Origin of the sequence: Cohnella hongkongensis, from assembly GCF_042654645.1 — a bacterium.
GTDB classification, from domain to species: domain Bacteria; phylum Bacillota; class Bacilli; order Paenibacillales; family Paenibacillaceae; genus Cohnella; species Cohnella hongkongensis.
In genome coordinates, this window is sequence record NZ_JBHSEP010000010.1 from 13,854 (window position 1) to 31,818 (window position 17,965).

The window sequence follows — 17,965 nt, forward strand, 5'->3', positions numbered from 1 at the left end:
CCCTTATCGTTGATGGCTAATCCGTTGTAAGCCTTTTCTACTCTAACTATAACGGCAAGCCGGCGAAATGCTATCCCCTGTCTCCCGGAAATGGTACGTAAATGTCGGAAAAATCGTTTCCGTCCGTCCCTCGGGCATCACGAAGAAAACTCCCGCCGCCCTCGAGGAAGGGTGCGGGAGTCTTCTGTATGCTGCCGTTACTTATACTTGCCTGCGATCGCCGCCGCCGCTTGCAGCTTGAGCGGATCGATCGGCTCGAGCGCCCGGCCGTTCACGCGAACGCCGGTTCCCATATGAACCTCTCGGACCCGTGTATGCCGGATGAACTCGTCGAGCGACGCCAGCACGAGGCCGCTGCCGGCCAGAATGTCCGGAGCGCCGCCCTCGCTCAGCCGAACGAGCTCTGCGATCTCGTCCCTGGCGTCCAGCGCGCTGGGCCGACCGCCCGAGGTCAAAATTCTGCGGATCGTCGGATACCGGCTAAGCAGCTCCAGCGCCGCACGTCGGTCCTCCAGCTCGTCGAACGCACGGTGGAAGGTGACGGCCAGCTCGCCGGTCTCGCCGAGCAGCAGCTCCAGCGCGGCCGTATCGACGCCGCCCTTCCCGTCCAGCATCCCCATCACGATGCCGGCCGCCCCGCTCTCGCGAATCCTCCGCGCGTCGCGCAGCATAACCGCCAGATCGTCCTCGTCGTAGCGAAAGCTGTTCGCGTGGGGCCGCAGCATGACGTTGACGGGGATGTCGACCGCCTTCACGACCTGCTCGATCAAGCCCGCGCTGGGCGTGACTCCGCCTTCGGCGATGCCCGAGATCAGCTCGATCCGGTCCGCCCCGTGCTTCTGGGCCAGCTTGGCGTCCAATACGCTCGTAGCGATAACTTCCAATATCATTCCGATGCCCTCCGTTAGTTCGCATGGAATTTAAGATACCAGAAACGGCCGGCTCCGTCCATCCTAACGATCGGCCCGCTCCGCTATTCTTTCGTATAAATAATCGACGATATGCATCGCTTCCATCCTGTCTTTCGCGCCGTGCTTCTCGATCCCGTGCTTCATCTGCAGCAGGCAGCCCGGATTGCTCGTCAGCAGGTAGCGGGCGTTCGTCGCGTTGGCGTGCTCCATTTTGTGCTCGAGAATCTGTCCCGCCATCTCCGGCTGCGTCACGTTATAGATGCCCGCCGAGCCGCAGCAGCGATCCGAGTCTCTCATTTCGCAGAAATGGGCTCCCGCCACCTGGCTCATCAGCTCTCTCGGCGCGGTCGAGCTCTTCATGACGTTGCGAAGGTGGCACGAATCCTGATAGGTGATCGTGACCGGTTCGGCAGCTGCAGCGGTATCCGCCTCCGCGAAATCGGGAATGCGCCCCTTCTCCACGAGCAGCTTGCTGACGTCGACGACGCGCGGGGCGAACCATTCGCCGAGCTCGCGATATTCCGGGTCCCCGTGCAGCAGGTGATCGTACTCGACGAGCAGCGCGCCGCAGCCTCCGGCGTTGGAGACGATGTACTCGACGCCCGCCTCGCGGAACGCCTTGACGTTGACGCGGGCCAAATCCCGCGCCTGATCCATCTCCCCGCTATGGGCATGAAGCGCGCCGCAGCAGACCTGAGCCTCCGGGATAACGACCTCGAAGCCGGCTTCGGCCAGCAGCTTAACGGTGTTGACGTTCGTGTCCGCGAACATGACGTCCATAATGCAGCCGCGGAACAGCGCGACGCGAGCGATTTTCTCTCCCTTGGCCGGATAGATCGTGCCGAGCCGCTCGACGACGCCCTTGCCGGTCGCGTCGGGCAAAATCCGCTCCATCTCGCGCAGATGCTTCGGAAACAGCTTCATAATCCCGGTGCCTCTGGCGATTGCGCGAAGCCCGGATTTCTGATAAAGGGCAAGCGAGCGGCCCAGCCACTTCAGCCTTCCGCGATGCGGAAATACGCCCTTGAACATCAGCTTGCGAACGCCCCGGATCGGAGCGCTGTGCTCGGCATGATCCTCGATCGCGTCCCGCGCCTGCTCGATGAGCTGCCCGTATTTCACGTCGGCGGGACAGGCCGGCTCGCAGGCTCTGCAGCCCAGACAGTGATTCATCTGATCCTGGAACGCCTGATCGGGGTCCATCAGCCCGTCGGCCACCGCCTTCATGAGCGCGATGCGGCCGCGCGGCGATTCCGGCTCCAGTCCGGTCTCCCTGAACGTCGGACAGGCGGGCAGGCAGAAGCCGCAGCGCATGCAGTTCGTCAATTGATCGTAATCGAGCTTGGCCAGCAGCGTCTTGGCCATCGGATTACTGTGCTCGATGTCGGGCTTCTTCGGTATCGTTGCCGCTGCGTTCTCGTTAGCCACGGTTGATGACCACCCTTTTCCTCGTTTCCTTGGCGAACATTTTGCCCGGATTCAGCAGATTGTTCGGATCGAACGCGGCCTTGATCCCCTTCATCAGCTCGATGCCGGCACTGCCGACCTTCCATTCCAGAAACGGCGCCTTTACGAGGCCGACGCCATGCTCTCCCGTTATCGTGCCGCCCAGCTCGATCGCCGCCTCGAAAATTTCCTCGAACGCCTGCTCCACGCGATGCACCTCTTCGCGGTCGCGCGCGTCCGTCGTCGCCGTCGGATGCAGATTGCCGTCGCCCGCATGGCCGAACGTGGCGATCGTGACGCCGTGCTTGCGCGCGATCTCGTTAATGCGCAGCACCATATCGGCGATGCGCGAGCGCGGAACGGTCGCATCCTCCAAAATCGTCGTCGGACGCAGCCGGGCCAGCGCCGTGAAGGCGCTGCGGCGCGCCGTCAGCAGCTTCTCCGCCTGCTCCCGCGTCTCCGCCACCTCCAGCCGATCGGCCCGCTCCGCTTCGCAGATTTCCCGGATCCGCTCGATGTCGCGTTCCACCGCGGCCGGGTCGCCGTCCTGCTCGATCAGCAGAATTGCTTCCATATCTCTCGGCAGGCCCAGCTTGGCGAAATCGTCGACGACCCGGATCGTCGGGTTGTCCATAAACTCCAGCGTCGCTGGGATAATCTTGGCCTCGATAATTCGCGACACCGTTCTCGCCGCGCCGTACAAGTCCTTGTACATCGCCAGCATCGTCTTCTTGCTCTTCGGCGGCGGCACGAGCTTCAGCGTCGCCTCCGTCACGATCGCCAGCGTCCCTTCGGAGCCGACGAGCAGCTTCGTTAGGTCGTAGCCGGCGACGTCCTTCATCAGCTTGCCTCCGGTGCGGAGAATTTCGCCGCTGGCCAGCACCGCCTCCAGGCCGATGACATAATCCTTGGTCGTCCCGTATTTCAGCCCGCGCAGCCCCCCCGAGCACTCGGCGATGTTGCCCCCGATCGTGGAAATCTTCATGCTGCTCGGGTCGGGCGGGTAGAACAGCCCGAGCGATTCGATATGCGCGATGAACTCCGCCGTAATGATTCCCGTCTGCACCGTCGCCGTCAAGTTCTCCATGTCCACTTCCACGATCCGGTTCATGCGATGCATGACCATTACCACTCCCCCCTGCACGGGAACGGTGCCTCCGCACAGATTGGAGCCGGACCCTCTGGAGACGACGGGAATGCGATGCTCCGACAGCACCTTCATGATGTCCGACACCTGCTGCGTGTTTTCCGGATAAATGACGCCGTCGGGCAGACTTTGCAGCATCGGCGTGCCGTCATAGGAATGCGCGACGAGCGACTGCCGATCGTCCTTGAAATACGGTTCCCCCACGATCTCCCGCAGTCGTCGGGCCACAGCCGCATCCAGCATGCTTGAAACCCCCTTTAATTAGTCAGGTCATCTGATGACTTTGAGTTCATTATATTTCAAATTTATAGTATTGTATAGACAATAGGTGCAACACGCGGCCGGAATCCGGCAAGCTTAGGATCTGGCGGTAGGGAGGTTCGGAAATGCGGCCATTAAAAATAGAAACGCCCAAAGGGCACGAACTCGTTGCGGAGGATATCGTGCGCCGTATTCGGGACGGCGAATGGGGGCCCGGGCAGCGCCTGCCCTCGGTCGTCGAGCTCGCGGAGGCTTACGGCGTTGGGAGATCGACGATTCGCGAGGCCGCCAGCGCGTTAAAAGCGATGGGCTGGCTGGACGTGCGGCACGGGGGCGGCACATTCGTCAAGGAGGAGCTCCCGAACGATGCGAGAAACGGGGCCGATCGGCTGTTCCGGGGGGCAGCCTCGCTGATCGAGCTGCTGGAAGTTCGGCGCACCCTCGAGATCGGCGCCGCTTCGCTGGCCGCCGAGAGGCGAACGCCCGCCGATCTCGCCAAGCTTCGCCGGCTGATCGAGACGATGGAGGCTTGTCTGGACCGCCACGATACGTCCGAAGGCGAACGCGCCGATGCGGACTTCCATATGGCCATCGCGGCGGCGTCGGGAAATTCGCTGTTCGTGCAGCTGATGGAGTCGCTCTCCGACCGCTTCGCCGGATCGATCCGGCAGACGCGCGAGCTGTGGTTCTACCGCGAGCAAGCGACGGCGGCCCGGCTTCTCGCCGAACACCGTTCCATCTTCGAAGCGATTGCCAGTCAGGACAAGCGGCGCGCGAACGAGCTCGTCTCGGAGCATCTGAGCAAAGTCGAGCAGGTGCTGCGGGAGGCTCTCGAGTCGCCCGGCCGCCGATAAGCGCCAAGCCGGTGCCCCGCCAGCTTCCGACGTCCGTACAAGCGGACCGGAAGCTGTCTCTATTCAAGCGCCATCAGCACGGCTCCCCACGAAGCTTCCTGCTTCGCGGGATACGCCGCCATCGCCGGATATTCCCGCTTCAACCGGGCGAGCAGCGCCTCCCGGATGTCGTCGTTGCGGAGCAGCACGCTGCCGGCGAGCGCCAGCCTTCCGCCGCCTAATTCGAGCTTCTCCGCGACAGGAACGACCAGCTCGAGCAGCGCATCGGCGCTCTTGCGGACGATCGCCCTCGCCGCGTCGTCCCCGAGCGCGCAGGCTTCCGGCAGCAGCGAGGCGAGGGCGGCGATGTCCTTCTTATTCGTCGTCTTGTCGTGCGCGAACCCGATAACCTGCCGAACCGAATCGATGCCGAGCCGCTTGAAGACGAGGGAAGTGATCGCCGTGGGCGGCAGACGCCCGTCGCCGGCCCGGACGACGGCGGAGAGAAGCTCTCGTCCGATACTGTAGCCGCTCCCCTCGTCATCGATCAGATAACCGCAGCCGCCCGTGCGATGCTCGGCTCCCGCTTCGTTCCTGCCGAAGCAGATCGAGCCGGTTCCGGCAATGAGAATGATGCCGTGCGGGCTCTCGTGCGCCCCGCGCAAAGCCGTCTCATGGTCGCCCGCGATGATCAGGCCGCCTTCGTAGCCGCAGGACCGGACGAGCTCCGTCATCCGCGAGACGACCGTCGGATGGCTGACGCCGGCCGCGCCGATGCAGAGCCGCGCGCAGTTCGCCAGCCCGCCGCATACCCGCTCGATCTCGGCGAACATCTCCCGGAAGCTGCGGCGTATGCTCTCCTCGTCCTGGCCGTTGTAATTGATCGGCCCGGAGACGAAGCGGTGCACGGCTTCTCCCCGTTCGCTCGCGATCGCCAGCGCCGTTTTCGTCCCGCCGCCGTCCATTCCCGCCACGTATCTCATTCGTTGTTCCTCCTCTAGTATAGATGATACGTCCGCTTGCGTTCGGAGAACGTCCGGCTCTCTTCGCGAAACCGCTCCAGAAGCGCTTCCTCGTCGTCTTCTTCCCGGTACGAGCGGTCGCCGCCGAGAAGATCGATGAACGGCCTGCCGTTCTCCCGAACGGGCGGCAGAAATTCGAACTGCTCATAGCGCCGCTTCAGCTCGTACATGAGCCTCACGCCGGTTTCGAGCGGCCGCAGCGCCCGGAAGTCCACTACGTGAAGCTGCACGCCCGCGCACAGCTTGCCCTCGTGCTTGGAGAACGTCGGATTGAAGTAGACGGGACGAAACCGGACCCCCGGCAGCCGCTTGCGGTTCATCTCGTCCGCCAGCTCCTCCGCCCGGACGAACGGCGCGCCGACGATCTCGAACGGAGAGGTCGTGCCGCGGCCTTCGGATACGTTCGTGCCTTCGAACAGGCACGTCCCGGAATAGAGCATCGCCGTCTCGAAGCGCGGCATGCCGAGCGAAGGCGGAACCCAGATGCGGCCGGTCTCCGGAAACAGCATCTCCCGCTCCCAGCCTTCGAGGCGCACGACGCTGAGCTGCGCGTTCCAACCCGTCTCGGCGTTCGCCATCGTCGCCACCTCGCCCGCCGTCAGACCGTAGCGCACGCACAGCGGATAGTTGCCGACGAACGAGCGGAATTCAGGCCTCAGAACATTCCCCTCCACCGTAACGCCGTCGATCGGATTCACCCGGTCCAGCACGACGAACGGCTTGCCGGCCTTCGCGCAGTCCTCCATCGCGTAGAGCATCGTGTAGATATACGTATAGTAGCGCACGCCGATATCCTGGTTGTCATATACGACGACGTCCACCTGGTCCAGCATCTCCGGAGTAAGCCTTTTGGAATCCCCCCGGTACAAGCTGTACACCGGCACTCCGGTGATCGGATCTTCGTAGTCGTCCACCGGCACGCCCGCATGAAGATCGCCGCGCACGCCGTGCTCGGGCGAGAACAGGGCGGCAAGCTCGAACCTCTCGTGCAGCACGCGTATCGTCGATTCCAATTCGGCGGTCAGCCCGCTCGGCGACGTAATCAGCCCCAGTCTTTTTCCTTTAAACAGATGAGCGTATTTCTCGATACAATCGATGCCGTTGCGTACCATCCGCGTGCACCCGCCTCTCTCCAGTCGATTTTAATAGGAGATTTTGCCCAGCACCGCCGCCCGTCTGGCCCCGGTAACGCCCGGCAGGCTGTTCGGCCTGCCGGCGATGGCGTAATCCGCGAGCAGGGCGAAGGCGATCGCCTCCTTGGCGTCGCTGCTCTGCCCGATATCCTCCTGCGTCATCACCTGAACGCCCATCGGCTCCAGCTCCTCCTTCAGCATGCCGAGCAGCGTCGGATTATAGCTCCCGCCGCCGCCGACGATCATCGCCGCCGCCGAATGCTTCGGGCGTATGTAGCGGCGATAGCTGTCTCCGATCGACCAGGCCGTCAGCTTCGTCGCCGTGGCGACCAGATCGTTCGGCGGCAAGCCGCGCTCGTCCCGATAGGCGATCAGCCTGTCCACGTAAGCAGCACCGAACAGCTCCCGTCCTGTCGACTTGGGCAGCGCCTGAGCGAAGTAAGGCTCCTCCTGAAGCTGCGCCAGCAGCTCCTGATCGACGTTCCCTTCCTTCGCCCTCGCGCCTCCGACGTCCATCGACATGCCGGGAAACAGCCGCGACACGACGCCGTCGATGACCATGTTGCCCGGGCCGGTGTCGAAGGCGTACACCTCCTCGGGCGCGCAGGAGGCCGGCAGCACGGTAACGTTGCCGATGCCGCCGATATTTTGCAGCAGCAGCGTACGATCGGGCTCGCCGTACAGCAAATATTCGGTAAACGGAACCAGCGGCGCCCCCTGTCCGCCCCAGGCCATATCCGCGACGCGAAAATCGGATACGCAGGGGATGCCCGTTCTGGCGGCGATGACCGCTCCCTCTCCGATCTGCACCGTATAGCGCAGCTCGTACCCTTGGCTCGAATGCGGCTGGGGAGCGTGATAGATCGTCTGGCCGTGCGAGCCGACGACATCGACCTCTTCCGGTTCGAGGCCGGCCCGGCGGATGGCCGACAGCGCCGCCTCCGCGTACAGCTCGCCCAGCAGCGCGTTCATCCTCCCGACCCGGTCGACCGTCGCAGCGCTCGGATCGAACAGCGCGAAGATTTCCTCCCTTACGGCGGGAGGATAGGGAACGTTCTCGAACGAGAGCAGCCGGACTTGCGGCCGTCCGCCGTCCCCCTCCCGAATCTCGATCGCCGCGGCGTCAATGCCGTCCACCGAAGTGCCCGACATGAGGCCGATCGCGACGCGGACGCTTCGGCTCCCATCCTCCTCGCCGGCTCTCCGGCCGCGCGGGCCGGCCGCCCGCAACCCGTTAGCGTTCATCTTGTTCCCCCCTGATCTGTATCCGGCTTATTTCTGTCGTAATCATAATCCGGGGCCTTTTTTTCGTCAATGGAATTAGAAATAAAATTTCATTAATTTTAACATAAATAAATAATTTAAGTTCGTAATTTGGCGCCTCCATCATTTCCCACACAACCTGCCGCCTTTCCCTGCGTTAAAGCTTATAGATTAAAAGAGGAGAGGAGACGGACACATGCGAACGAGAATCGGATCCGTCGTCCTGCTCGGTCTGCTGCTCGGGCAAGCGCCGCCCGCGCACGCGGCGGCGGACGGCGCTCCGGACATCTACATAGACGGGAAAAGGCTGACATTGGCCGCCGACCCGATCGTCGTTGCCGGCGCAACGCTCGTGCCGATGCGCGACATTTTCGAGGCGCAGAGTGCGGAGGTGTCGTGGACGAACGCGACGCAGACGGTGAGCGCCGCCAAGGACGGTTTTTCTTTTACTTATCGAATCGGCGACCGTACGGCTTTCCTCAACGGCGATGCCGTCGCGCTAACCCAGCCCGGGATCGTCTCGAACGGTACGGCGATGCTGCCGCTGCGCTTCCTCGGCGAAGCGATGGGGCATGTCGTCCAATGGCACGCCTACGCCAACGACATTGCCATCTCCACCATTCGGGAGTATCCCCACACCGTCACTTACGGCGTGAACCTCCGGTCCGAGCCCGACAGCGGCTCCGATGCGACCGTACGCGGCATGCTGGCCAAGGGCGAGAGCCTCCAGGTGCTTCGCGAGATCGACGCCCGATGGCTGGAGGTTCGCACGGAAGACGACAGAATCGGCTTCGTCTCGGCCAAGCCGCTTTACACCGATTACGAGAGCCCTTCCCTTGCCGCGCTGCAAGGCGACGAGCTGATCGCCTTCGGCAAGCAATACTTGGGCGCGCCTTACGAATTCGGCGCTGCGCTCGGGCAGACCGAGACTTTCGACTGCTCCTCCTTCGTTCATCACGTGTTCAAGGAAGTGCTGGCCGTCGACCTGCCTCGCGTATCGTACAACCAGGCGAAGGAAGGCCGCGAGATCGGCCTGGACGAGCTGCGCGCCGGCGATCTGCTGTTCTTCGGAGCGCGCGGTCTCGACATCGGTCACGTTGGCATCTATGCCGGCGACAATCGGATCTTGCACACCTTTTCCAAAGACAAGGGCGTCCACATCGGCGAGTTCGACGACAAGTGGAAAAAAAGATTCGTCACCGCCCGCAGGCTGATCTAATTCGCGGCGCCTTCCCATGGACAGCATCCATCCCGGACAACTCGGACCAGGATTTGGATGTTGTTCATTTTTTATTCAGATCGTTCGATTATAATGGCTCAAGCAGCGGAGCTTGCGGGCACATCGACAGCTCTTCAGGGAACGGGATAGACTTGGAAGCACGTGCAAGAACCGCTGAAGGAGAACAGTAAAGAAAGGAAGAACAAGCAACGAAATGAAGAAAAGAATGTACGCCATGGGAATCGTGATGCTGCTGATGTTTAACGTGTTCGTCGGCGGCTCGGCGCTGTATGCGGCCGACGGCGCTCCGAGTCCCGCAACGGAAGGACGGCAGGCGGAAGCCGCAGCGGAGCAAGCTGCCGAGAGCAGGCCCGCCGCGGCAATTGAGGAAAATATTTTGACCAAGGTGATACTGAAGGACGCCCAGGGCTCGGTCGTCGACGCGGTGTACAATCCGGACTACCGGTTCGAGATCGGCTCCGCGGTTCACCTGGAATTCGAATGGGAGCTGCCGAACGGGCACGGCTACAAGGCAGGGGATACGTTCTCGTTCGATCTTCCGCCGGAGTTCGCCATCTATACGGAGATCGACGGAACGCTGGCCAATGACGACGGCACGGTCGGCTCCTTCACCGTCGACCGGGACGGACGAGTCGTCATGACCTTCTACGATTATGTGGAGAATCATTCCAACGTCAAGGGCAGACTGGAGATCGTTACCGAGTTTAAGGTGGAAATCGTTCAAGGCAGAGAGGAAGTCGTCATTCCCGTGCCGATTCGGGACGGCGTGCAGACGGTCGTGATCGTATGGAAGCCGGACGTCGAAACGACGATCGAGAAGCAGGGTCGTCTGGCGGCCGACAAGAGCCGGATCGACTGGACGATCGACATCAACAAGAAGCTTGAGATGATCGAACAGGCGACCGTAGCCGACCCGATGCCGGAGGGGCTGAAGCTGCTCGCCGATTCGGTCAAGGTGTATCGGCTGCAGGTGAATGCGAACGGCTCGACGGTCAAGGGCGCTCCGGTGGAGCCGTCCACATACTCGCTGGAGGCGACCGAAGACCGGTTCGAGCTGAAGTTTGCCGATCCGATCGATCGGGCTTACCGGATCGAGTATTCCACGGACGTCGCGGGCTCGCAGAGCAAATTCGTCAATACGGCCACGCTGTCGGGGACGAATATCGAGGACGTGCAGGCGTCCGCCAGCGTAACGGTGGACCGCGGCAAGCGTCTGGAGAAGGCGGTCGGGCATTACGACTCGTCCACGGGCGTCATCACTTGGGTCATTCGCTACAATTTCAGCCGCGACTCGATTCCTCAAGATCGGGCCTGGCTGAAGGATGAGTTCAGCAGCGCGCATACGCTTGTGCCGAATTCGTTCCAGGTGATCTCCGGCGATACCGGAGAGCCGCTCGGTGCGCAGCACTACGCGCTTGACGAGTCGGCGCACGGCTTCGAGCTGCAATTCCTCGGCGATGTGACTTCGCCGTATACGATTCAATATCAGACGCAGCCGGCCGGTCGACCCACAGCCGGGGAGACGGTGAAGAACGTCGTGACGGACGGCCTTGGCGGAACGGGGGAAGCTAGCCAGGGGCACGCTCAGGGCGCGATCGTCAAGTCTCATAAGTCGATGAATTACGCGGAGAAAACGGCGAAGTGGGAAATTAAAATCAACACCGACAAGAAGCCGGACGACAGCCGGTACGTCATGAAGGACGTCCGCATCGCCGATAAGTTCACGAACGGCGGACTGGAGCTGATCCCGGATAGTCTGAAGATCCGAGATTCCCAGGGCCGCGAACTGGAGCGCGGCCGAGACTTCGATCTCGTCTACGCGGATCCGCCGCGCAGCGGCTTCGACATTGCCTTCAAAATCGTGGTTGAGGACACGTATACGATCGAGTACGAGACGAAATTCGACGTTCAATGGGTGGGAGACCTCGGCAAACGGATCAACAACAAAGCCGTCGTCACCTGGACGGACGAGTACGACAATCGGAAGGAAGCGGCCGCGGAAGCCGAGTTTGACTTGAACCGCTATGCGAAAAACAACGGCGGAAAATCCGGTTCCTATAACGCGGCAACCAAGGAAATCACCTGGAGCGTCCTGATCAACTACAACTTCGACAAGCTGGTCGGCGCAAGCGTCTCCGACAAGCTGCTGCAGGGCCAGAAGCTGGTTCCCGGCTCCGTGAAGCTGTACCCGATGACGGTGAAATCCGGCGGAGGCGTGGAGCAAGGAAAGCCTGCATTGTCCGAAGACGACTACGATACCGATCTCCCGACCGCGGACAACGGCAACGTCTTGACCGTCAGGTTGCCTGAAGGCAGCACGAATTCGTACTGGCTCGAGTTCAAGACGACGCTGGAAGGATCGCTGATCGAACGAGAAATTTGGAACTACGCGGATTTTGTGAACGACGGCAAAAAGACGACATGGAACGCCAAGGCGAACGTGCCCAATGGCGGCCAGTATGTCGGCAAGTTCGGAGTTCAGAACGGCAAATCGATCGACTGGACGATCCGGATTAACGAAGGACAGTCCTATCTGACGAACGCCAAAGTGATCGACACGCCGACGCCGAACCAGGAGCTTGTGGCGGACTCCTTCCGTCTGTTCGAGACGACGGTCAGAGCCGACGGCTCGATCGTCGAGTCGGATGAGAAAATCAAGGACGAGGATTACACGCTTCAGATCCACACGGACGCAAATGGCGCCCAGTCGTTCGAGCTGGCGTTCCGGGAACCGATCAGCCGGCCGTTCATTCTGAAGTACAGCTCCTTGATCCGGGCTAACGATAAAGAAAAGGTCGGCAACACCGTCTACCTGGAAGGCGACGGACTGACGACGGAGCTTCGGGAGAAGTTCGAGGAAATCGTTGTGCGCACGTCGTCCGGCTCGGGATCCGGAAGCGGCGAGACCGGCGCGCTGCAGGTGATCAAGGTCGATGCCGCCGATGCTGCGAGGGTGCTGGCCGGCGCCGAATTCAAGCTGATCGACAAGTCGGGCGCCCGCGCGCCGCGAATCGGAACGACCGACGGGAACGGCGAGCTTCTCTTCGCCAATCTGCTGTACGGCGACTACGTGCTGGAAGAGACGAAGGCGCCGGCAGGATATACGATCGATCGGACCTTGTACGACGTGACCATCGACAGCACGACCGTGGACGGAGCGAAGACGGTCGTTATGACCGTAACGAACAGCAGAACGCAGACCCCGGGAGGACCTGGAGATCCGGGCGACCCGGGGGATCCCGGCAGTCCCGGTGACCCGGGCGATCCCGGCGATCCGGGGAATCCTGGGGATCCCGGGAACCCTGGAGATCCGGAGAGCCCCGGAAATCCGGGCGATCCGCAGCAGCCTGGCCAACCGGTAGATCCGGTCGAGCCTGAAGCTCCGGAGGAGCCCGGCGCCCCGGAAGAGGTCGATATTCCGGAGGAGGACGTTCCGCTCGGCGGTCCGGAGCCCGAGCCGGGTTCGGGATCGGGTTCGGGAACGCCGGCTCCCGCAGGCCCCGGCGTTCTTCCGAAGACCGGAGAGGCGAGCCCGCTTCCGTATTACGCAGGAGGAGCCGCGCTCATCGCCGCCGGTCTGTGGGTCGGCCGCCGTCACCTGCGCAGAGGGAACTAACCCGCTCCCCGGGTTCGGATAACTAACCAAGCATAAACAGCTTACGCCGTCCTTAGGATCGGCGGGATAACGTTTATGTCGTAGGGGATTCAGATAAGGATAACGAATTTTTAACTTTCTGAATCACTGAAAAATGGCGATGCCAGGGTGATCCCGGCATCGCCATTTTTTTGCTTCCGATGGTGCGCTCCTGCTTCCCGGCAGGCTCCCGATCGAAGACTCCCGTCCTATTCCTCCAGCACCTTGAACTCCGTCAGCATCTGATGGAACCGGGCGCCGTGCCCTTCCGCAGCTTCCAGGAAGTACTTTTCGGTAATCGCGAAGCTGCCCTGCTTCAGATTGTCCACGACGTAGATGACGACGACCTCGCTGTCCCATTCCTTGCCGGCCAGCGCCCGGACGGTATAACCCTGTACCGGCTCCGACACCTTTTCGACCTCGCGCACGTCTTCATACTTGCCCGCCAGCTCCTCGCTCAGCCGCTTGATCAACTCCTCCGGCTTCTCGTCTTTATACTGTTCGATCGTCATCGACACTTCGGGATAACGCTCGGGCAGCGGCTCCTTCGTCGTAATGACGTCCCGGCCGTCCTCCTGAACGAGCTTGTAGCGCTCCTGATCGTAATAGATGATGTACGAGCTCTCTTCGTTCTGATGCAGCTTCTGGTCCGTTTCCTCCTTCTGACCCTCGACCTCCACTTCAACCTTCTTTTCCGGCGCGAACCACTGTTTGACCTCTTCCATAAAAGCCGTCCCGGCCGGCATCGCCAAGTATACTCCGAAAGCCATAAACACGACGGCGACGCCCATCGCCAGCTTCAACATTCTCATCGTTGGTTTACCCCTTCCTGTCTGCTGCCGGGACGCCCGCGATCTCGTCCCTGTTCTCGTCCTCGTTCTCGTTCCCGTTCTCGTCGGCGTTGCCGGCTCGCTGTCCAGCAGCGCGTCGATCCGGTTCCAGACTTCTTCCTTCGTCCCTGCGGCGTAACGGCTCTCTTCGAGCATTCTGTCTTTAAGATTCCGTTCCATAGCGTTCGCCTCCCAGCCCTTTCTTCATCTTTTCCCGTCCCTTAAGCAAGCGCGACTTCAACGTATTCACGTTCACGTCCAGCATGTCGGCGATTTCCCTCTCGCTATAGTCGTGCAAATATTTCAAAATCAGCGGAATGCGGTACAGATCGTCCAGCGATTGCAGCACCCCGTAGACGTCCACCGACGCGTCGGGCAGCCGCTGCTCCACCGCGATTTTCTCCAGCTGTTCGCTAAGCGGCACGACCTTCTTCTCCCGTTCCATTACCCTGTAGCACTCGCGGAGCAAAATACAGTAGAACCATGGCTTAAACGGCTTGCTCCTGTCGTACTGCCAGACGTTCCGGTATACCCGGAGAAAAGTTTCCTGCACCGCGTCCTTCGCCCACTCCTCGTTTTTCGTCACGAGCTTGGCGGTTCGCATCGCATAATCGAAATATTCGTCGTACAGCGACCGAAACGCGCTGCGATCTCCTTGGAGAATGCGTTCGATCCACCGGTTGTCCACTCGAATCCCCTCTTTCCTGCTGTTCTATAAGTATTACCCGGCGAATCTTCGGAAAGTTTGCTGTAAAGCAAAAAAAAGACGCCATACGACTATCGTCGCATGACGTCACCTCGAAAGCCGCAGCTCTATGTTTTATCCGGGTCAAGCCTGTCCGCCGATCCGTTTGCGAAGTCAGACCTTCGCGTAAATCGATTAGACTACATTCTGGCCTCGCCCATGGATGGCTTGTCGCACTCCTGCTCCCCGCCGCGCAGCCTGTAGCGGAAGTCCTGAGGCTTGAGCCCGTATTTGCCGGAGAACAGCTTGGAGAAGTAGCGATAGTTCGGAATACCCGTCCGCTCCGCGATTTCGTACACCTTCAGATCCGTGCGCAGCAGCAGCTCCCGGGCCTGCTCGAGCCTATAGGTCTGCAAATAGTCGGAGAAGCTGCAGCCGATCTCGTTGCGGAACAGCGTACCGAACCAGCTCGGGCTTAGATTGACGTGACTGGCTGCAGCCGCGGCATCGATAGGCTCCCTGTAGCGCTGCTCGACAAAACGCAGCGCTTTCAACACTTCCGAGCGAACGCCTCGCAGAGACGTCTGCGTTTCCCGCAGAGCGTCCGCCGCCTCCTCGACCGCCGCCCTAACCTCCGAAATATGGCAGCTTTCCTCTATGCGCTTCTGCAGCCAAAGCCGCAGCGGAACGAAGCCGTCCGTATGGCGGCACGTATAATCGTCGCTCAGACATCCCGCCAATGCCGCGCCCATCATGCACAGCTGCGCGGGCTTCGGCCAATACTGCCGTTCCGACTCTTCCACCCAGCGAAGCAGCAGCTGCGCCACCGCCTCCGCGTCTCCCCTCTCGACCGCTTGGCGGCATTCCTTCTTCCTGGCTTCGAAGACGTCGGGAGGGTACGTCGAAGTGCGGCCGGGCCTGCCGGCAACGGCGGGAACCCCGATCGGCAAATAATACGCCTCATCCATCAGTTGGCGGCACTGAACCAACGATGCGGAAAGCGGCAGACCGTCCCGGATGTCGGATACGCTTTGGAGCGCCGCAATCCCATTGGCCTTGCATGCCTCATAACCGCGGCGCAGCGTCTGCATCGCCCAACCGAAGAACGCAGAGCCTCGCCCTCGTTCGTCCGTGGCGGCGATCATCGCCCATAATCCCGGTTCGATCTGCACGGCAAGCGACAAGTTGTCCTCCTCCGAATGTTCCAGAGCCGAGGAGGCGCCGAACATCGCCCGATTATGCTCGGGGGCAAAGCGGATCAGCGCCAGCACATGCCGCCGGGAAGGAAAGGACAGCGCCGCAAGCTGATCGGCCGCAGCGTCCGCGTCGTCGTTGGACATCAGCCTTTCCAGCAGGAGCTGGCGCAGCGCCTTTTTCCTGTTGCGTCTTTCCTGGCGGATGGCCAGCGCCGCCTTGTTCAGGCAGTCGATAAAATCCCGTTCGGAGAGCAGCAGCTTCGTAATGTAATCGTGGGCCCCGTAACGGAGCGCCGCCTGGACCTTGTCGAAATCCTCATAGCAGGTCAGCAAGATAAATTTCGGCGGGTCCTTCATCCCGTGTACCCGCTCCAGCAATTCCAGACCGTTAAGCACGGGCATGCCGATGTCCGCGACGACGATGTCCGGCGCCAGCTCCCGTATCCTATTCCAGGCTTGATTGCCGTTCTCCGCTTCGCCGACGATCTCGAAGCCGTGCCGCTCCGGGGAGAAAGAGCGGATTTTCCTTCTGGCCATCGGCTCGTCGTCGACGATCAGCAGCTTGAGCCTGACCTGCTCCGCATCATCGTTCATCGGTTTAACCTCTCTTTGTCTGCCGCAAGCGGTGGATTTCTAAGCGGCAGCGTCACGGTAATCGTCGTCCCCATGTCGACGGCGCTGTCGACGGCCAGCCCGTATTCCGCGCCGTAGTATAGGCGAATTCGGCGATGTACGTTAAGCACGCCGATGCCGATGCCGTCCTCCGCCTCCGTGCCGGACAAGGCGCTGCGCACGGCGGACAACCTGTCCCCGGACATGCCGACGCCGTTGTCGCTTACGGTCAAAACCAGGTCGCCGGACCTCTCCTCTGCCTCGATGACGAGGCGTCCTTTCCGCCCTTCAAGCGGATGCATGCCGTGGAACAGCGCGTTTTCCACAATCGGCTGGAGAATCAGCTTCAATACCTTCACGGCGCCCAGCCGCTCGCTCACGGGAGAGACGGCGATCTCGAATCGATTGTCGTATCTGACGGACTGAATGTATAAGTAATTTTTCGTATACTGCAGCTCATCCTCCAGCGTGCGCTCCTCGCTGCGGCTGTCCAGACTGTACTTGAGCAGCCTGCACAGCACGTTGATCATCTCGTGAAGCTCCGACTTGGGACTGAAATCGACCATCATATCGATCGTATTAAGCGTGTTGTACAGAAAATGAGGATTGATTTGCGACAAGAGCGTCTGCATTTCGGATTTCCGCTTCGCTTCCTCCGTCGCCTGCAGATCGACGATCAGCGCCTTGATGGTGGCCGTCATCCGATTGAACTGAACGGCCAGCTCGCCGAATTCGTCCTGCTGGCGAATAAGCAGCTTGCTGTCGAGATCCCCCTTGGACACCTTCCGAATCCCCTTGGTAAGAAGCATTACCGGACGCGTAAACCACCAGGATACCGCCACATAGATGCATAGAAAGCCGAGCATGCCGAACAGCACGATGGCCCACGCGATTTGGCTCAGCGGCTCGAATCGCGACTCCAGCTTCTCCACGTCGCCGACGACGACGATTTTCCAGCCGAGGTTCGCCTCCATCGTCCCGACGGAGTGGTAGATCCCCTCGCTGCGAAAATACGAAAGCGCCGAAGAAAACGTCTGCACGTATTCTTCAGAAATCAGCACAGGGGTCGTCACATTGATCGCCCCCATAAAATCGATCAGGCGATCCTCGCGGTCGTACAGCAGCGTCTGGGTTTCATAGGCGCCGGCGAAGGCGGCGCTCCGTTCGAGAAACGCGGACAAATCGACGAGGAAAGCCAAATAGCCGAGCGGCCGGCCGCCGGTATCGAACACCGTTTTGGTCACGATGCTCGTCGGCCCGAACGTCCCCGAGCGCCCGATATCGGAGCGAATCGTATTGGACCACTCGAACACCCCGCGGCTCCGCTCGGCCTGCTCGAGAATCAGCGCCTCCTCCTTGGCGGAGAAGTTGCCCCAGAACGTAATCGGGTAGCCGGTAATGTCCCCGTCCTTCGCCATGTACACGACGCCGCGCACGAAATCGGCCCGAATCATCGCCACCGTGCGCATAGCCTCGTACAGCCGGTCCCCCGGGCCGCCCTCCTGCTTGATGATCTCTTCCATTTCCAGCATATTGTACGTAATCTCGTTGTTATAAATACCGATCAAGTGCACCACCTGGTCGGACATGCCCGCCAGCGCTTCGTTCTGCGTCTCCCGCAGAAATTCGAGCGCGTAGTCTTTGGCGATCTGCGTCACGATTATTACGAACAACGTACCCGGGACAACAAGGAGCAAAATCAGTTTGTTGCGCGAACTCATCCGATACCCTCTCACCTAAGCTCGCCCCTCT

General features: G+C 61.0%; 13 protein-coding genes. 3 read left to right on the top strand and 10 right to left on the bottom strand.

What is annotated here, in order from left to right:
- Positions 1-197: 197 nt before the first annotated feature.
- From ACFO3S_RS14565 to ACFO3S_RS14575, 3 genes are all read right to left on the bottom strand, one after another.
- Positions 198-890: a copper homeostasis protein CutC gene (locus ACFO3S_RS14565; RefSeq protein WP_378097333.1), complete on the bottom strand. Its 693-nt coding sequence runs from the start codon at positions 888-890 to the stop codon at positions 198-200.
- Positions 891-953: 63 nt separating this feature from the next.
- Positions 954-2,276 (bottom strand): (Fe-S)-binding protein, encoded by a 1,323-nt coding sequence (locus tag ACFO3S_RS14570; RefSeq protein WP_378097787.1) that lies wholly within the window; start codon positions 2,274-2,276, stop codon positions 954-956.
- Between the two features lie 55 nt (positions 2,277-2,331).
- Entirely contained in the window at positions 2,332-3,747 is a 1,416-nt protein-coding gene (locus ACFO3S_RS14575; RefSeq protein ID WP_378097336.1) for an FAD-linked oxidase C-terminal domain-containing protein, read from the bottom strand.
- A 143-nt stretch (positions 3,748-3,890) separates the two neighbouring features.
- Here ACFO3S_RS14575 and ACFO3S_RS14580 point away from each other — a divergent pair, with 143 nt between their 5' ends.
- Positions 3,891-4,619 (top strand): FadR/GntR family transcriptional regulator, encoded by a 729-nt coding sequence (locus tag ACFO3S_RS14580; RefSeq protein ID WP_378097339.1) that lies wholly within the window; start codon positions 3,891-3,893, stop codon positions 4,617-4,619.
- A 59-nt stretch (positions 4,620-4,678) separates the two neighbouring features.
- On the opposite strand, the gene ACFO3S_RS14585 is transcribed toward ACFO3S_RS14580, so the two are convergent.
- Genes ACFO3S_RS14585 through ACFO3S_RS14595 form a run of 3 tightly spaced genes read right to left on the bottom strand, consistent with a single transcriptional unit; the run spans position 4,679 to position 7,998 of the window.
- Complete coding sequence (locus ACFO3S_RS14585) at positions 4,679-5,581, bottom strand: BadF/BadG/BcrA/BcrD ATPase family protein (protein WP_378097341.1); 903 nt, start codon at positions 5,579-5,581, stop codon at positions 4,679-4,681.
- A 14-nt stretch (positions 5,582-5,595) separates the two neighbouring features.
- Complete coding sequence (locus ACFO3S_RS14590; RefSeq protein WP_378097344.1) at positions 5,596-6,732, bottom strand: exo-beta-N-acetylmuramidase NamZ family protein; 1,137 nt, start codon at positions 6,730-6,732, stop codon at positions 5,596-5,598.
- 30 nt (positions 6,733-6,762) lie between these two features.
- On the bottom strand, positions 6,763-7,998 hold the full coding sequence (locus tag ACFO3S_RS14595) for an anhydro-N-acetylmuramic acid kinase (protein WP_378097347.1): 1,236 nt from the start codon (positions 7,996-7,998) through the stop codon (positions 6,763-6,765).
- 214 nt (positions 7,999-8,212) lie between these two features.
- On the opposite strand from ACFO3S_RS14595, the gene ACFO3S_RS14600 reads away from it, so the two are divergent.
- Together ACFO3S_RS14600 and ACFO3S_RS14605 are read left to right on the top strand one after the other, a co-directional pair.
- Positions 8,213-9,235: a C40 family peptidase gene (locus ACFO3S_RS14600; RefSeq protein ID WP_378097350.1), complete on the top strand. Its 1,023-nt coding sequence runs from the start codon at positions 8,213-8,215 to the stop codon at positions 9,233-9,235.
- Positions 9,236-9,449: 214 nt separating this feature from the next.
- Positions 9,450-12,872 carry a collagen binding domain-containing protein gene (locus tag ACFO3S_RS14605; protein ID WP_378097353.1) on the top strand — a complete coding sequence of 1,141 codons (3,423 nt, stop codon included), beginning with the start codon at positions 9,450-9,452 and terminating at the stop codon, positions 12,870-12,872.
- 227 nt (positions 12,873-13,099) lie between these two features.
- Here the strand turns inward: ACFO3S_RS14605 and ACFO3S_RS14610 are convergent, their stop codons facing one another.
- From ACFO3S_RS14610 to ACFO3S_RS14625, 4 genes are all read right to left on the bottom strand, one after another.
- Entirely contained in the window at positions 13,100-13,900 is an 801-nt protein-coding gene (locus ACFO3S_RS14610) for a hypothetical protein (protein WP_378097356.1), read from the bottom strand.
- Positions 13,884-14,408 (bottom strand): RNA polymerase sigma factor, encoded by a 525-nt coding sequence (locus ACFO3S_RS14615; RefSeq protein WP_378097359.1) that lies wholly within the window; start codon positions 14,406-14,408, stop codon positions 13,884-13,886. Before ACFO3S_RS14615 ends, ACFO3S_RS14610 begins: the two co-directional genes overlap by 17 nt.
- 197 nt (positions 14,409-14,605) lie before the next feature.
- A complete protein-coding gene (locus ACFO3S_RS14620; protein WP_378097362.1) occupies positions 14,606-16,195 on the bottom strand; it encodes a response regulator transcription factor in 1,590 nt (529 codons plus the stop codon).
- Entirely contained in the window at positions 16,192-17,934 is a 1,743-nt protein-coding gene (locus tag ACFO3S_RS14625) for a sensor histidine kinase (RefSeq protein ID WP_378097365.1), read from the bottom strand. Before ACFO3S_RS14625 ends, ACFO3S_RS14620 begins: the two co-directional genes overlap by 4 nt.
- Positions 17,935-17,965: the final 31 nt, after the last annotated feature.

Excerpts from the sequence above, each read along its gene's own strand:
- ACFO3S_RS14610 (WP_378097356.1), bottom strand. The coding sequence starts at position 13,900 with ATGGAACGGAATCTTAAAGACAGAATGCTCGAAGAGAGCCGTTACGCC.
- ACFO3S_RS14625 (WP_378097365.1), bottom strand. The coding sequence starts at position 17,934 with ATGAGTTCGCGCAACAAACTGATTTTGCTCCTTGTTGTCCCGGGTACG.
- ACFO3S_RS14570 (WP_378097787.1), bottom strand. The coding sequence starts at position 2,276 with ATGGCCAAGACGCTGCTGGCCAAGCTCGATTACGATCAATTGACGAAC.
- ACFO3S_RS14580 (WP_378097339.1), top strand. The coding sequence starts at position 3,891 with ATGCGGCCATTAAAAATAGAAACGCCCAAAGGGCACGAACTCGTTGCG.
- ACFO3S_RS14590 (WP_378097344.1), bottom strand. The coding sequence starts at position 6,732 with ATGGTACGCAACGGCATCGATTGTATCGAGAAATACGCTCATCTGTTT.
- ACFO3S_RS14575 (WP_378097336.1), bottom strand. The coding sequence starts at position 3,747 with ATGCTGGATGCGGCTGTGGCCCGACGACTGCGGGAGATCGTGGGGGAA.
- ACFO3S_RS14565 (WP_378097333.1), bottom strand. The coding sequence starts at position 890 with ATGATATTGGAAGTTATCGCTACGAGCGTATTGGACGCCAAGCTGGCC.
- ACFO3S_RS14585 (WP_378097341.1), bottom strand. The coding sequence starts at position 5,581 with ATGAGATACGTGGCGGGAATGGACGGCGGCGGGACGAAAACGGCGCTG.
- ACFO3S_RS14595 (WP_378097347.1), bottom strand. The coding sequence starts at position 7,998 with ATGAACGCTAACGGGTTGCGGGCGGCCGGCCCGCGCGGCCGGAGAGCC.
- ACFO3S_RS14600 (WP_378097350.1), top strand. The coding sequence starts at position 8,213 with ATGCGAACGAGAATCGGATCCGTCGTCCTGCTCGGTCTGCTGCTCGGG.
- ACFO3S_RS14605 (WP_378097353.1), top strand. The coding sequence starts at position 9,450 with ATGAAGAAAAGAATGTACGCCATGGGAATCGTGATGCTGCTGATGTTT.
- ACFO3S_RS14620 (WP_378097362.1), bottom strand. The coding sequence starts at position 16,195 with ATGAACGATGATGCGGAGCAGGTCAGGCTCAAGCTGCTGATCGTCGAC.